This is a genomic window from Gramella sp. MT6 (genome assembly GCF_019357415.1).
Taxonomy (GTDB): Bacteria; Bacteroidota; Bacteroidia; order Flavobacteriales; family Flavobacteriaceae; genus Christiangramia.
In genome coordinates, this window is sequence record NZ_CP048410.1 from 474,242 (window position 1) to 489,111 (window position 14,870).

At 40.3% G+C, this 14,870-nt stretch carries 8 protein-coding genes; all 8 read right to left on the reverse strand.

From position 1 onward, the window contains the following. Window positions 1-38: 38 nt before the first annotated feature. Window positions 39-2,156, reverse strand: a complete 2,118-nt coding sequence (locus tag G3I01_RS02130) for a gliding motility protein RemB (RefSeq protein ID WP_219550642.1) — start codon at window positions 2,154-2,156, stop codon at window positions 39-41. Between the two features lie 118 nt (window positions 2,157-2,274). Beyond that, entirely contained in the window at window positions 2,275-2,997 is a 723-nt protein-coding gene (locus tag G3I01_RS02135; protein WP_219550644.1) for an energy transducer TonB, read from the reverse strand. A 110-nt stretch (window positions 2,998-3,107) separates the two neighbouring features. Then, complete coding sequence (locus G3I01_RS02140; RefSeq protein ID WP_219550646.1) at window positions 3,108-3,827, reverse strand: energy transducer TonB; 720 nt, start codon at window positions 3,825-3,827, stop codon at window positions 3,108-3,110. Between the two features lie 31 nt (window positions 3,828-3,858). Then, complete coding sequence (locus G3I01_RS02145; RefSeq protein WP_257710680.1) at window positions 3,859-4,257, reverse strand: VanZ family protein; 399 nt, start codon at window positions 4,255-4,257, stop codon at window positions 3,859-3,861. Then, window positions 4,247-4,627: a glycine cleavage system protein GcvH gene (gcvH, locus tag G3I01_RS02150; protein ID WP_219550648.1), complete on the reverse strand. Its 381-nt coding sequence runs from the start codon at window positions 4,625-4,627 to the stop codon at window positions 4,247-4,249. The genes G3I01_RS02145 and gcvH overlap by 11 nt, the downstream gene beginning before the upstream one ends. 62 nt (window positions 4,628-4,689) lie before the next feature. Continuing rightward, window positions 4,690-11,793, reverse strand: coding sequence for a cell surface protein SprA (gene sprA, locus G3I01_RS02155; RefSeq protein WP_219552747.1), 7,104 nt, complete (start codon window positions 11,791-11,793; stop codon window positions 4,690-4,692). Between the two features lie 56 nt (window positions 11,794-11,849). Next, window positions 11,850-12,431: a Holliday junction branch migration protein RuvA gene (ruvA, locus tag G3I01_RS02160; RefSeq protein WP_219550650.1), complete on the reverse strand. Its 582-nt coding sequence runs from the start codon at window positions 12,429-12,431 to the stop codon at window positions 11,850-11,852. A 90-nt stretch (window positions 12,432-12,521) separates the two neighbouring features. Further along, window positions 12,522-14,810 (reverse strand): NADP-dependent malic enzyme, encoded by a 2,289-nt coding sequence (locus tag G3I01_RS02165; protein WP_219550652.1) that lies wholly within the window; start codon window positions 14,808-14,810, stop codon window positions 12,522-12,524. Window positions 14,811-14,870 lie beyond the last annotated feature (60 nt).

Consider the following 14,870-nt stretch of genomic DNA (forward strand, 5'->3'; position numbering starts at 1 on the left):
AAGGAAGGCAATGTGTTAATTTTCAGAGGTGAAAATCACTAATAATCAAAGTACCAGTTAAAAATATCGGTTCTTAATCCAAAATTGATCCAGGCTGTTGAATTATCAAAATTAGCCGTAGTATTAGTTTGCGTATCAAAATCACGATAAATAAAGCTGGCGAACAACTTTAAATTTGTAGTTGGATTCACTATATAACCTGCTTCAAATTCGGTATAAATTGAATTAGTAGTGTTACCCTGCCCTATTTCTACACCTGTATCAAAAGGCCTGTCCTCTTCGGTCCTGTAAATATCCTGGCCGTAATAATCTTCTTTTTCAGAAAAATCAAAACCACGTTCACCAAAGATCACCTTTGCAGAACCATACATTCTATCCTGCTTATATCGCGCTACAGCTATGAACTCTCTAAAATTCGCACCCCATAAATGAGCCATCGACTGATTATTATGACCATAATTGAGGGTTATGGAATTATGTGAATATGCATATGGCCGCACCTGGTTATACTCTGCCTGCAGGAACAAGTTTTCAACATTGAAGGCATTGAAATATTTAAGACCTAACTGAAATCCAAGTTTATTTTTCCAACTTCCTTCCCCTCCAAATACATCTCCTGACGAAAATTCATCTATCAGCCATTGCCCGTAAGCATACATGTTGTTGGAAAATTTATATTTCCCTGTAAGACCAATAATAGCATTACCACCATCAGCACCCGTAGCAAATTCGATAGCACGATAAAAAATAACAGGATTCAAATAATTAATATCAAAACCACGATCATTGTCATTTTCCCACATTACAGATTCAAAGAAACCTAAATTCAGCCTTTTGGTAACGTTCAGACTCAGGTAATGATTGGCAATATATTTTGTTCTGTAAGAACCGCTATTTACAACGGCAGGCCTTACATCCCTTAAAGACATCCAGGTATTGGTATATTTCAGTTTCCAGAAATTTGTATTCAGCTTCAAATAAGGATACGGCGAAGCATTATCGCTCAATATTAGGGATCTGTAACCATCCCCGATAAAATTCTTACCATGACCAAACTGAATATTAATAAATTCAGCAGGAGTAAATGACAAATAACCCTCAGCAACCGGGTAATCATAACCTTCATCCATAAAAGTTTTGGCAACGCCTCTACCAGGAACTATCGCTGGATCACCACCAGCAGGCCTTATTGATTCAGCATAGCGATTATAGTATTCGGCAAATCTCCCCTGGCTTTCATAGATAACAGAATAGAAATTGAAATTCTTACCAAGTCCACCCTGAACTATAAATTGCCTACCGTTATTATAGGTGAAATCATGGTCTGTCTGCTCAAAATCCTTTCCTATCTGCAGATCAAATCCGGGATCCAGAGTAAACCAGTATTTATCTGTTTGAAATCTCACCAAATGTTCATTCCATAACTTCCTGCCAGCCCAGGTAGATCTATTTTGCAGTAATTCATTCCGGTGCTCCTCAAAATCATAGTACCTGTTCACTTCAGAAAAGAGTAAAGGTTTGGAGGCAGAATGCGTATTTGTCCCAATTTGATTTAATTGCGCATCAAATCTGGAGTAATATTCATGAGATAACGGGATATTCAGCTCACTGGAATATTCGGGACTGGTAAATTTATCAGACTGAATTCTTTCATATTCGGTAAGTATATTATCTTCCTCTGGCTCCTCTAAGGAGTCTTCACTTTTCAGAGCTATCTCCTCTCCTTTCTCCAGTTGCTGTACAGTAGTGTTTTCCTGAATAGGAATTCTCAAAGGCATCTTAAATTGCATATGTACCGGCCGGCCATTATAATTGGCAGGTTTAATAACAGGCAGACTTTCGAAGACCCTCTTTATTTCCTCCTTAAGCTCTTCATAAGCGGCATCAAGGTATATAAGTTGAAATCTTCCTTCTTCATCTACTTCAAAAATAATAGTAAGCTGACCCTTATAATTTTCGGTCTCAACGATTTCTGGAGTTTGAAAAGTAGAGATGATATAATTCACCAGGGTCTGGTTAAAACATTGCGCCTGATCCTCATAATCTATATTCTCACATTCGGGAAATTCAGGATATATCTCTGAAGATAAATTAACATCCTGGGCGGTGATCTGAAAACTTAAATTTATAAAAAGGAGAAGTAAGATATACTTCATACGTTCGGGGGCCTATTATTTATGGGTGTAATATACAGTTTTTCAGAAAGTGAATTTACATAAAATAAAAAATCCCGGCCAATTAATAGCCGGGATTTAAATATTATAGAAAGGAAACCTAGTCCTGCACTTTAAAGGCAATTGGAAGAGAGTACATAACTCCAACCGGTTTACCACGCTGCTTACCTGGTTTCATTTTAGGTAAACTGTTGATCACTCGTGCAGCTTCCTGCTCAAGTCTTGGGTGTGGAGCACGAGCTCTAACCTGACCAATATTACCTTTTTCATCAATTCTAAATTGAACGATCACACGGTTGATACCGCTTAATCCAAGTTCAGCTCCAAGATCTGTATCGAACTCTTTGTTCACATACTTAGAGATCTTTTCACTCATACACTTTTTACGCTCATCATTATTTCTCAGGTTTTCACAACCTGGGAAGATCGGCACATCTTCAATTACCGCAAATGGAACATCTTCTACTTCTTCCTCTACAGGAGCCTCAACAACTTCTTCCACTTCTACGATCTCATCAAGATTGGTTTCTGTAGACTGAATTTCGTCTTCTTCCACTTCCTCTTCATCTTCCACTACCTCGATAACCTCTGGTGCCGGTGGCGGTGGTGGAGGTGGAGGTGGCGTATTCTGCATTTCTGTAATAGGCACATCCTCCTCATCAAGGGCGTCCATATTCACCTGTCCTATATCTATGTTGTCTGGGTCATAAGTTTTCCACTCAATCGCCCTCCAGGTAATAAATAGAACTAGTACAAGACCAAGTTGAAGAAACAAAACACTGTTTCTATTCAAATTAGCCTTCGGATTTTTCTTAGGTTCCATAATACGTTATATTGTTAAGGGTTGCTAAAATAAAGATTTTTTCCAAAAAACTAAATTTATCTGGAAGAATAAGTAATTAAAACTACGGTAATTTTCTAAACCTCTCACAATCATTCCTGAACTTTAAATCTTATAGGTATAGTATAAGATACAGGAACCGGCCTCCCAGCCTGGCGACCTGCTTTCATTTCAGGTAATTTACCAATAACTCTTCTGGCTTCTTCTTCAAGTTTAGGATGAGGCCCTCTGGCTTGAATATTCTCTACCAGACCGTTCTCATTAACTACAAACATTACTACCACAAGATTCGTACCAGTGAGACCAAGCTCAGAGCCTAATCCAGTATCGAATTCTCTATTTACAAAATTACTGATTTTTGAGCTCATGCATTTTTTACGCTCATCGTTCCCCTCCAAATTCTCACAACCTGGAAACAAAGGCACCTCTTCAATAAAATCGAATGGTACTTTTATAGGCTCATCTGGTTCTTCCGGCTCATTTATCTCTTCCGGCTCGGGCAAATCCTCAAGATCGAAATCGGTGGGTGCGACCACATCTTCAGTTACTTCCTCATCATCTGGAACTTCATCGATCTTATCAATGATCGTTTTTGGTGGAGGTGGAGGAGCAATTTCTGGAATAATGGTCACTGGTGGAGTTTCTTCTTCAAGATTATCCACCAAAACTTTATCATCATTCCAGGTTCTCTCATCATAGGTTTTCCAGTGGAAGGCCTGAAGCGTTAAAAATAATACCAGGATTAGTCCGATTTGAAGAAAGAGGACCCATCTCCGGCGAAGGTCTGCCTTCGGGTTTTTCTTAGGTTTCATAAAATGTTAGTTAATAAAGGTTATAATTTAGCTAGGCAACTTTCTGCTTTAGCTTTTTCACCGTCGGCGCCATGACCATGAAAAACAAAACAGCAAGTACTACACCAGTAGAATTTGCCAGAACATCCCACCAATCGGGTGTCCTGTAACTGGTTAGGGTTCCCTGCAAAACCTCAATTAACATACCAAAAAGAAAAGATGCGAATGCCACCCATAGAAGATTGGCGGTATATCGCTTAAAATCAGAGTGTTTAAATACAAAATACAGCTTCCACAAGAAAGCTAAAAACAAATATGCCCCGGCATGGAGCATTTTGTCTGTTGGATCAAATCCACCTACACTAACTTTAAAGTCCATCACTATAAGAGAAAAATAAGTAATGGCACTCGTATAGACTAGCGCAATAAATAGTAATAATTTAGCTACCAACTACTTCCTTATATTCGTCTGCAGATAAAAGATCTTCAAGTTCTGAAGTATCAGAAAGTTTAATTTTGATCATCCAGCCTTCTCCGTAAGGATCGTTATTTACTTTTTCTGGCTCATCTTCCAGGCTATCATTAAATTCAATGATCTCACCAGAAAGAGGCATATAAAGATCTGATACCGTCTTTACAGCTTCTACCGTTCCAAAAACCTCTTCTTTTTCAAGAGTCTCATCAAGAGTTTCAACCTCAACATATACGATATCCCCAAGCTCACCCTGGGCAAAATCTGTAACTCCAATAATTGCGGTATCGCCTTCTACTTTAACCCACTCGTGGTCTTTCGTGTATTTTAATTCTTGTGGAATATTCATAGTATAGTTTTAATAAGACCGCAAAGTTAGTTTTTTAGACGGATTGTTCAAATAAGGCTTGATTAATTTCCGAAATTATATATCAGGGTAAATCCAGATCTAATAGTGGTTTGAGGGAATGCCGTGGAAACAGCATACTCAGAGAACGTATGATCATAATAGAATCTGGCAGTTAAATTCCTGGTAAAAGCATAATCTGCCTTAAAATTAATAGACCAGATATCCTGCCCAGATATAGTTTGCGCATTGGCAAGGTCAAGATATCTAACGATCGTGCGATTCTTCCTGTAAGAAACATCTGCCCTGAAATTAAGATCACTGCTTAAAACCCTTCTTCTTCCCCCCAGAGCAGTAGCGATTTTCAGATCTTTAATTCTATAACCGGTCCCCAGGGTATATTCATTACCGCTGTATTCCGTAAGGAGATTATTATCAAAGCTGAATGCCAGCGAGCGGTCTTTCTGAATTTCGGCAAGGATCTGAATATTCCCTTTTGTCTCGAAGTCGATTCTTGCTAACGGCGTAAAAAGTTCTGTAAGTACAAGGTTGGAAAACAGCACAGGATTTTTAAAATCTCCTGCCTGGTTTAGATCTTCCGGACTCTCAGGGTCATAATCCAGGTTTGTCTGGAACTGGTTCAATGTGTAATCTGAGCGGTATCCATGGTTTACAGAAAATCTTCTGAATTTATCCCTGAACCATTCAATTCTCATTAGGCCGGTATACTTAATATTCCAGTTTGGAAGAGGAAAATCCCTGAAAGCTCCTAATTTTACCTGGCCTGCCTCCTTACCTGAATATGCCGCAATGAATGCTGGTAACAGTACCGCCTGATTTGTTTTACCAATTCCACGCGGATAACCTTCTTCATCTACATCTGTTGGATCTAATCCTCTATCTGCAGCCAGTCTCCGCGCAATCTCCAACCTATTCTCCCTGAATCTTTCAAAGGTTTCTGAACTGGCTTCAGTAGAATTACTAAATGAAGTTCTTATCAGGATAGTAGAAATATTAAAATTCCCATAGGTGTATGGTGTCAAAGACTGATACTCCAGGGTTATTGGGTCTACCTTATAATTTTCTGAATAGTTCTCTGAAAAATTCTTCCTCCCGGTAAGTTCTATGGTAAGATCTGGAAGAAAATCCAGTCCGGCCTGGTAATCCAGCTGTTCATTTTTAAGAGCAGTATATTGTTGGTTAAAGTTCTGGAAAAGGGTTAACCAACCTCTTTCCGCAGCCATATACCTAATATCATCCTGGAATCCGAAAGTAAAACCTGCGGTGGGCCTGAAAGTCCCCATAAAGCCAATACTTTCTGTATACCCTGGAAGATAAATCCCCCTACTATTTCTATAATTAACCTGAAGTGTTTTAAGTCCGGTCGCGATATCCACAAAAGTATTATATCCTTTATTTGTTTTCACCTTGGGCTCTGCTGCTTCTTCTTCCTGATCATCATTAGGAGGCCCAAGTGTAGGTACACCGCGACTTCTCTCCTGGATGGTCTTGGCTTTACTATCAGATTTCTTTTCAACCAGGCCAACATAATTATACAGATCCTGCATATTTAAACTGGCATTGATTTGATGCGTATTTGAATTCTGAACGCTGTTCCCTATATCTGGAATTCCTTCAAGCTGCTGGAAGATCCTGGAACCTCTTTGCCATTGGAAATCTCCAGTATAAGAATAGGTTGCGTTGACAAAACTTAATACTGGCACTTTAGCAAATGGCAACTGGTAATTTACCTGAAGAGTCTGGAAATGCAGGTTTGGATCTCCTACATTAAAAAAATCGTCCCATAGTCCAATGCTATTATCTGCAAAACCTTCCTCGTCGATATAGTTCCTAATGATCCTGTTGTTACTCGCATTAAAAGAGAAACTCAGTGAGCGGGTGAGGTTATAGTTAACCCCATATTGCCAGTCAAAAAGATAATTTCTCTGGTATAAAGTAGGGATACCAATATCATTTTCACTAAGATCAAGTGATCTGAACTTTTGTTCGTTATACTGCCTGAAAATATTCGAGCTCGCATTGATATTGGAAGGAAGGTAATTAAAATTAAAATCTCTGAATAGCGCAAAGTAATCACTACTATCCAGCACTGCGATATTTTTTAGAGGCTCCAGAGTTTTTTCCGGGAAATTGAACTCATAAGTACCGCCTACCCTAACGCTTTGATCCAGGCTTTCTTCAATTTCAAAATCTCGATGATCTACCTGATTATACGAAGTAGAAAAAGCGAAATTCTCAACATCGTATGGCATTGGCTTTTTCTCTCCTACCCTTTCTTTTCTAAGGCCAATTACATTAATACTTTGTCTTTTGGTATAAGACTGGGATTGCTTTTCTATTCTATCCCTTTCTTGGGGATCCTGAATATTCGCTAACCTGGTATCCAGCTCAACATCTAGAAATTCCTGGTCGTATTTTGGAGTAATTAGCTCTTCTCCCCTGCTATAGTTTACCGGCACTTTTACTCCCCATTGCTTCGGCAGCAACTGTCCCATGTTAATATTGGTCACTACATCATATTGCTGAAGATCTTCCCTGCTACGTTGATTTGGCCCCTGCTCTATGCTACCAAATCCAACAGTACTTCTTCTACCCGTGGCCGAAACATTGGCAAAATCTGCCAGGTTACTATCCATACTTACCACTCCGGCCCATCCGCCTTCATTCTTAAGATCTGATAATCTTAGCTCGTTGAACCACACTTCACCACAAAGATCGCTCACTCCATCTACCCTGGTACCGTTCTTTACTCCAACCATAAGCAACCTGATATTCCCGAAGCTTGGATTCCCTTTTACTCCCAGTCTTAACCTACCAAGGTCATAAGGCGCTTCAGCATCTATCTGCGCGAGCTCTTCAGTAAAGAAATTTAATTCTGTGGCATTCAAAGAAGGATCGCCCAGAACTGCTGTTTTTATTTGTTGTAGCAGATCCAATTCAAGATTGAGTCGGTTCACCTCTGGCCAGATCTCTTCAGGAGTGGTCGCACCGAATAAAGTTGTAGAAAGCGGGATCTCTATCTGGTAAAAGTTATCGCTGAAATCTGTTCCCATTCTTATAAAAGCAACAAGCTGCCCATCCTTAAGCGGTGTTTCATTCACCACAGATTCAGCATGAAGGAACATTTCCAAATTCTTATACTGGCGCATATCGATCTGGAAATTCTTATAAACTGCACGTGCATCCTGAGGTTGAAGATCACATACACTCAATGATAATGACTGTTCATTTTGCCTGATATTAGAATTACTCTGATATAATTCTTCCCGTTCCACTCCAGGAGGAAGCACATAAGGAATTGGCTGGCGATTTTCATTCTCCTCAATGTTCACCGCATTTACTTCAAACAGAGTATTAGGATTCTCAATCTGACCTTCGTCTTCAAATAAACTCTGAGTATATCTTCGGTAATCACCTCGAACGAGATCCATGGTTCCAAACCTCAAAACGGTTGGGTCCTGAAATCCTGTAAGGAACATTCTTATAAATCTTATAGAGCGGAAATCTGCAATTCCACCTACAGCATCTGTAGGCTCAAAAATCGGTATTTTGAACTGCAACCATCTCACCGGTAATTCCTGCCCGTTCCTTAAAGTAGTAGTAAGTTCTTTAACATCTGTGATATACTGGTTATTATCAATATTCATCCCCTGGAAGAATGGGATCTCATATTCAAAATAACTATTGATGGTATTCATCGTGTTATCGCGGTTCATATCTTCTGCAGTTGGCAGAGTGGTATTACCACGATTGGTATTGGTAACTTCGGTCGGGGAGTTACCCTCGGTCCCGTTATAATTTCGATAACGCTCAAGAATACTCCCGTCTGTATTCAGAAAATACTGGTAGTTATCTGCCGATGGATCTGGAAGATTCGCAAAGTCTGAAAATTTAGTTGCTTCATCTCCATCCTGTAATCCATCAAACCCTGCATCCTGCAAAGCCCTGGCAGCACCTTCGGTATCGAAAGCATATACCAGGGAATTATCTGCTGGTACTGCTCCAAAAGCGGTATTAATAGTATTTGCCTCCCCTTCCCCTTCCGGAAGGCCATTTTCATATTGTTTTCTACCATCTTTTAAAACATCTTCAGAAATATTCCCCAGATTGAAATTGATGGTACCCCCGGCCCTACCGGCATTTTCCGGATAAATATATGGATCCATCACCCAGAATTGGATATACTCCACATTAGATTGCTCAAAATTGGTAGTATTGATAGATCGCATGATCCCACCAAAATTAGTGGATGGACTAGGTAAATTATTGCCCCCGGCAGCAGCGGGGTTATAGTTATATGGTCCTCTTTCAGCCGGATTATAAGCTACATCCATAGTGTAAACCACCTGCGATTGCCCCTGCACCACGTCTATATTCGGAAAAATCTCATTCATGGCGACCCTTCTCGCAGCATAGGTAGAAATATCTGAATCACTTATCCCCGCAGGACGATTATTGCTGTAAAATACTGGATCTATAGTATACCAGGACATTTTAGCTCTTTTATAACCTACTCCGAGGTCTCCATTAGATAATTCTCCACCAAATCCAATAGGCACACTGGAAAGCTCCCAGCTTAAAGGATTATTTATGTCTATTGAAGTCTGCGCTGCCTCAAAGTCATCGATATAGGTGGTTGCTTTCCCTCCAAAATCATCTGAAGCCGGTGATCCCGGAACCAGATAAGCAAATTCACCCCTAACAGATACATTGGATTTTACATCTGTATCAATATTTGGCAATTTGTTCACCAGCCTGGTCAAGAAAGGAACTTCTGTACTGTAATTAAAATTAAGGCCGAGAATGGTATTGTTGATAGGCTCATATCCATAATTCGCCTTCTGGGTAAGTGGTCTTTCTTTCAGATTGATAAAAGTACCTCCAATCAGGAAATTTTCATTGAACTGGTGTTCAACATTGATCCCCGTAAATCGTTTTGTTTGCTGACCGAAAAGAGCGTTATTTTCAGTGTTCACCTGGATGGGAATATCTGAAGCCAGCAATGCTTCATCCAGGATTTGAACTCTACCCAATTCATAGTTAACCACATAATCCACTCCTTCCTGAAGAATTCTTCCTCCGGCGGTCACGGTAACCGATCCCGGCGGAAGATTGAAACCTATAGGAATTCCTTCAACCTCAGCAGATTTATATCTTCCTTTTAACTGAAATTTGTTCTTATCTGCTTCTTCCTGTTCAGCCTGGGTCTTTGTGGTTCTATACATCGCCCTGAAGACATATCTCTCCTGGTTTTCATTCCAGGTTTCAGGAATATTATAATCCTCAGTACCTCCGTTAGGAGTTTCATCCAGTTTTTCGAATAAATGGCTACCAAAAGGTTCTACAGTGGTGAAAATAATATTACCGTTCTGAGGATCTATAGTGATCTGCGGAACATAATCAAAGAAACCGTCTCCTCCATTGATCGGGTCTCCGTTTACATTCAGATTATCCAGGTTAAAAACCCTAAGCAAAGGAGTTTCCAATACATCATCTGGCAAAGTAGTACCTTCTACAGGTCTTATATAATTTAAAGGCTGCGGATCTGTATAGAGAATATTCATTCGGAAATCCTGTCGCTCCAGTTGATATGCCCCCAGGCTATAAATATTCTTCATCATCAGGTCCCAGATAGGCTCATTGACATTGATGATCGTACTTTTCAATAATTTCACTACCAGGTTCTGGCTTGCCCGGGTATTTGTTCCGGTATCGGGATTATCGTCCTGATCTTCATTGATCGCGTTTACCCCATCATTTGCAAACTCACCTACCTGATATACCTCTCCGTTGATCGTATATTGAAAAGCAACCCCGAGAACCTCATCATTGCTCAAACGCTGATTAAGAGTTATATATCCCAACTGAGTATTCACAGTATATTCAGAAGGTTTTAACTGCCTGGCGTTCTCCAGTTTGGCATAATCTGTACCTTCAGAAACAGTTACCCCGCCAAATCCCTGATCTACAGTTGAAATATCACGTATGGCCGGGGTTAACACAGATTCACCCGGACCGGTTATTCCAAAAGGGTTAAAATCATTATTAAGGTTATCTGGAAAGGCTCCTGCCGGTTGATTAAAGAATCCTCCCGGGGGAGTATCTAACCCTATATTTCCCGGAACATTGGTTTCCCCCAGATCCTGGATCGCAACGATATTTCGGGTATCCTGAATATTCTGAACATTATTGGTACGGTTGGTCACCCAAACCTGAATACGTTTTACCTGGATATTAGTATTAATGAAAGGGTAGTTTTCCAGGGCCTCATCATAGGTATCACGAAAATAATGAGCCAGGAAGAAGTGCCTGTCCTGATCGTAATCCAGGGCAAATTTCTCAAAATCTTCTACCGTGGCACCGCCTTCAACATTTACTGTTCTACGTTCCGACTTCTGCTCAGAAAAAACTCCGGTAATTCTGGTCTTCCCAAATTGCAGTTCGGTCTTAAAACCAAAAAGGCTCTGTGCTCCCTGGATAAGAGAGTTATTGAGAGCCATATTCACATTACCTACCTCGATCTTTTGTACAATATCATCCTCATTGGGAGTATATTCCAGCTTTAACTGGTTCTGGAAATCGAAAGTAGATTCGGTATCGTAATTTGCAGTGATCTGCAAGCGCTCTCCCACCTGCCCTAATAAGCTCAGGCTTATTCGCTGGTCAAAATCCAGGGAATAGTTTCGCCTGTTTCTGGGGGAAAATGCAGGATTATCCTGTTTGGTATATAAAAGCCCCAGATCCATTTCTACTGAACCTTGTGGCACGATATTGATCTCTGAACCACCAAAAATGGTTTCAAAGAAATTACTGTTCACATAAAAATCTGGTAATAGATCCTTCTGAATGTCTTCTGCTCCTTCTTTTCTTCCTGAAAGCGCATCATTCTTCAGCTTGAAATAATTGCGCATTTCTTCCTGAAGTACGAGGTCTTCAAATTCCTGAGGAGTTAGAACAAGAGGTAATCCAAGATTGATCTCACCCAGGTTTTGCTTATAGAAATAACGGTTAAGTACAGGGTCGTACTCATATTTTGAGATGATGCTTTCTGGATCTGGAAGACTTATTTCCCCAAGCACATATCCTGTTGCTGTGGTGTCCTGAGGCGTTTCCTGAGCCACAGAATCCAGCGAACACACCAGTATCATCAGGCAGGTAAGATATACCGGTACAGACAATTTAGAGTAATTGTTCCTCAATTTACTTACAGCTTTTTAAGAGCCAGTTTGATTATAGCTTCTACGGTGGAATCTGGATCATCTTTAAGGATCTTCTCAACAACTTTGCCGGCCTGGCGCCTGTTATAACCCAAGATCTCTAATGCAGATAACGCTTCTTCCTTATTAGTATTGTTCTGAGAGATGAAAACTTCATCGTCACCTAATACTTTTAGAACCTTGTCTTTAAGATCCAGGATCACCCGTTGGGCTGTTTTAGCACCAATACCCTTAACACTCTGGATCGTAGGTACGTCACCAGATGCGATCGCATCAATAACCTCTCTGGGTTGAAGCGATGACAACATCATCCTTGCTGTACTAGTTCCCACACCCGAAACGGAGATCAATAATTTGAAGATCTCTCTTTCAGATTTCTCTATAAAACCATATAAAGTATGTGAATCTTCTTTTACCTGAAGATAGGTATATAAACTGATTGCTTCAGAATCGGGAATAAGAGAAAAAGTATGCAGTGAGATATTTACGGTATATCCAATTCCGTTGCATTCAATAACAACGTATGTTGGATTTTTTTCAATTAATTGCCCCTTTAAATGATGGATCATGAAAAAAACTTGTGTTCGCTCTCAAATGTAGTAAAATAAACTAAAGGCAGAAATTGAGTTTCTGCCTTCTAATTTGAGTGTATTTATAATTTATTTTTTGAGTTTCTTTTCTTTCTCTTGCGCATCTACCACTGCAACGGCAGCCATATTTACCATTTCCTCCACACTTGCTCCAAGCTGTAAAATATGTACAGGCTTTTTCATCCCCATCATGATAGGACCAATAGAATCCACATCATTAAGCTCCTTAATAAGTTTATAGGTACTGTTCGCCGAGTCCAGATCTGGATAAATTAACGTATTCACCTTCTTCCCTGCAAGTTTAGAAAACGGGAATTTACCTTGAAGCATTTCACGATTGAGTGCGAAATCTACCTGTAGCTCACCGTCCACACTTAACTCCGGATGGAACCTGTGTAAATAAGATACTGCATCCTTAACCTTTCTAGCTCGTGGATCTTTTGAAGAGCCAAAGTTAGCATAAGAGATCATCGCTATCACCGGCTCCATTCCGAATAACTGCACAGTACGTGCTGTCATTTGAGCGATCTTAGCCAGATCTTTCGCCGGCGGATCAATGTTTATTGAGGTATCACTAATAAATAATGGGCCTCTGGAGGTATTCATCACATTTGTAGCAGCTACCCTGGTTACGCCTTTTGCCATTCCAATAAGTTCCAGCATTGGTTTTACCACAGTGGGGTATGCCCTAGAGTATCCCGAGAGCAATGCATCGGCATCACCTTCATTCACCATCATTGCAGCAAAATAATTTCGCTCACGCATTAATTTTTCGGCATCATACTTAGTGACGCCATTTCTATGCCTGGTTTCCCAATATTTGTGCGCATAATTTTTACGGTGCTCTTCTTCCTCGTCAGATTTTGGATCGATGATCAATACATCTTCATTTTCAAAATCTATCTCGGCCATTAATTCAACGATAACCTCTTTTCTTCCCAGAAGAATTGGAGTTCCTATTCCTTCATCTCTCACGATTTGAGCTGCCTTAAGCACATCTAAGTGATCTGCCTCTGCAAAAACGATCCTTTTCGGATTCGTTTTAGCCCGGTTTATGAGTAAGCGGGTAATCTTATTCTCGTTACCCATTCTTTCCAGAAGTTCTTCTTCATATTTCTGCCAATCCTGAATATCCTGTCTGGCCACACCACTTTCCATCGCTGCTTTGGCAACTGCCGGCGGCACTTTGGCTATAAGCCTTGGATCGAATGGCTTCGGAATGATATAATCTGGTCCAAAATTAAGACGGGTTTCACCATAGGCGATATTAACCTGCTCCGGCACTGCTTCTTTAGCAAGTTCAGCAAGAGCTTTCACCGCGGCTTTTTTCATTTCCTCGTTGATCTTTGATGCTCTCACATCCAAAGCTCCACGGAAAATAAATGGAAAACCTAGTACATTATTTACCTGGTTAGGATGATCACTACGGCCGGTTGCCATAATGATATCTTTCCTGGTTTTCATGGCCAGATCGTAATCTATTTCCGGGTTTGGGTTAGCCATAGCGAACACGATAGGCCTTTTAGCCATACTCTTCAACATCTCCGGAGAAACAATATTTGCAATGGAAAGCCCTACAAAAACGTCGGCATTTTTCATAGCCTCTTCAAGGGTATCTATTTTTCTGGCCGTAGCAAATTCTTCTTTTTCTTCAGAAAGGTTATCCCTGTCTTTTCTAATAACTCCTTTACTATCGAGCATTACAATATTTTCAGCTTTAGCGCCAAATGCCTTATAAAGCTTCGTACAGGAAACTGCAGCCGCACCGGCTCCGCTTATCACGATCTTAACTTTTTCGATCTTCTTTTTAGCCAGTTCCAATGCATTCAACAATGCTGCTGCCGAAATGATGGCAGTACCATGCTGGTCATCATGCATTACCGGAATATCGAGTTCAGCCTTTAAACGCTGTTCGATCTCAAATGCTTCAGGAGCTTTAATATCTTCAAGGTTGATTCCACCAAAAGTTGGAGCGATATTCTTTACCGTTTCAATGAATTTATCTACATCCTTGGTGTCCACTTCAATATCAAAAACATCGATATCGGCAAAAATTTTAAAGAGTAAACCCTTCCCTTCCATCACTGGTTTTGAAGCCTCTGGACCTATATCGCCCAATCCCAAAACCGCTGTCCCGTTAGAGATCACGGCAACAAGATTACCCTTAGTGGTATATTTATAAGCGTTCTCTTTATCCTTTTCAATTTCCAGACAGGGTTCAGCTACACCGGGTGAGTATGCCAGGGAAAGATCCCTTTGGGTAGCATACTTTTTGGTTGGTACAACTTCAATTTTTCCCGGCTTCGGTTTTGCATGATAAACCAATGCCTCTCTTCTCTTTCTGGAAGTGTTACTCATAATTCAATTTTTTGGCTGAGAAGCAAAGGTAGTAAGCTAACTCTCTATAAAGAAATAAAA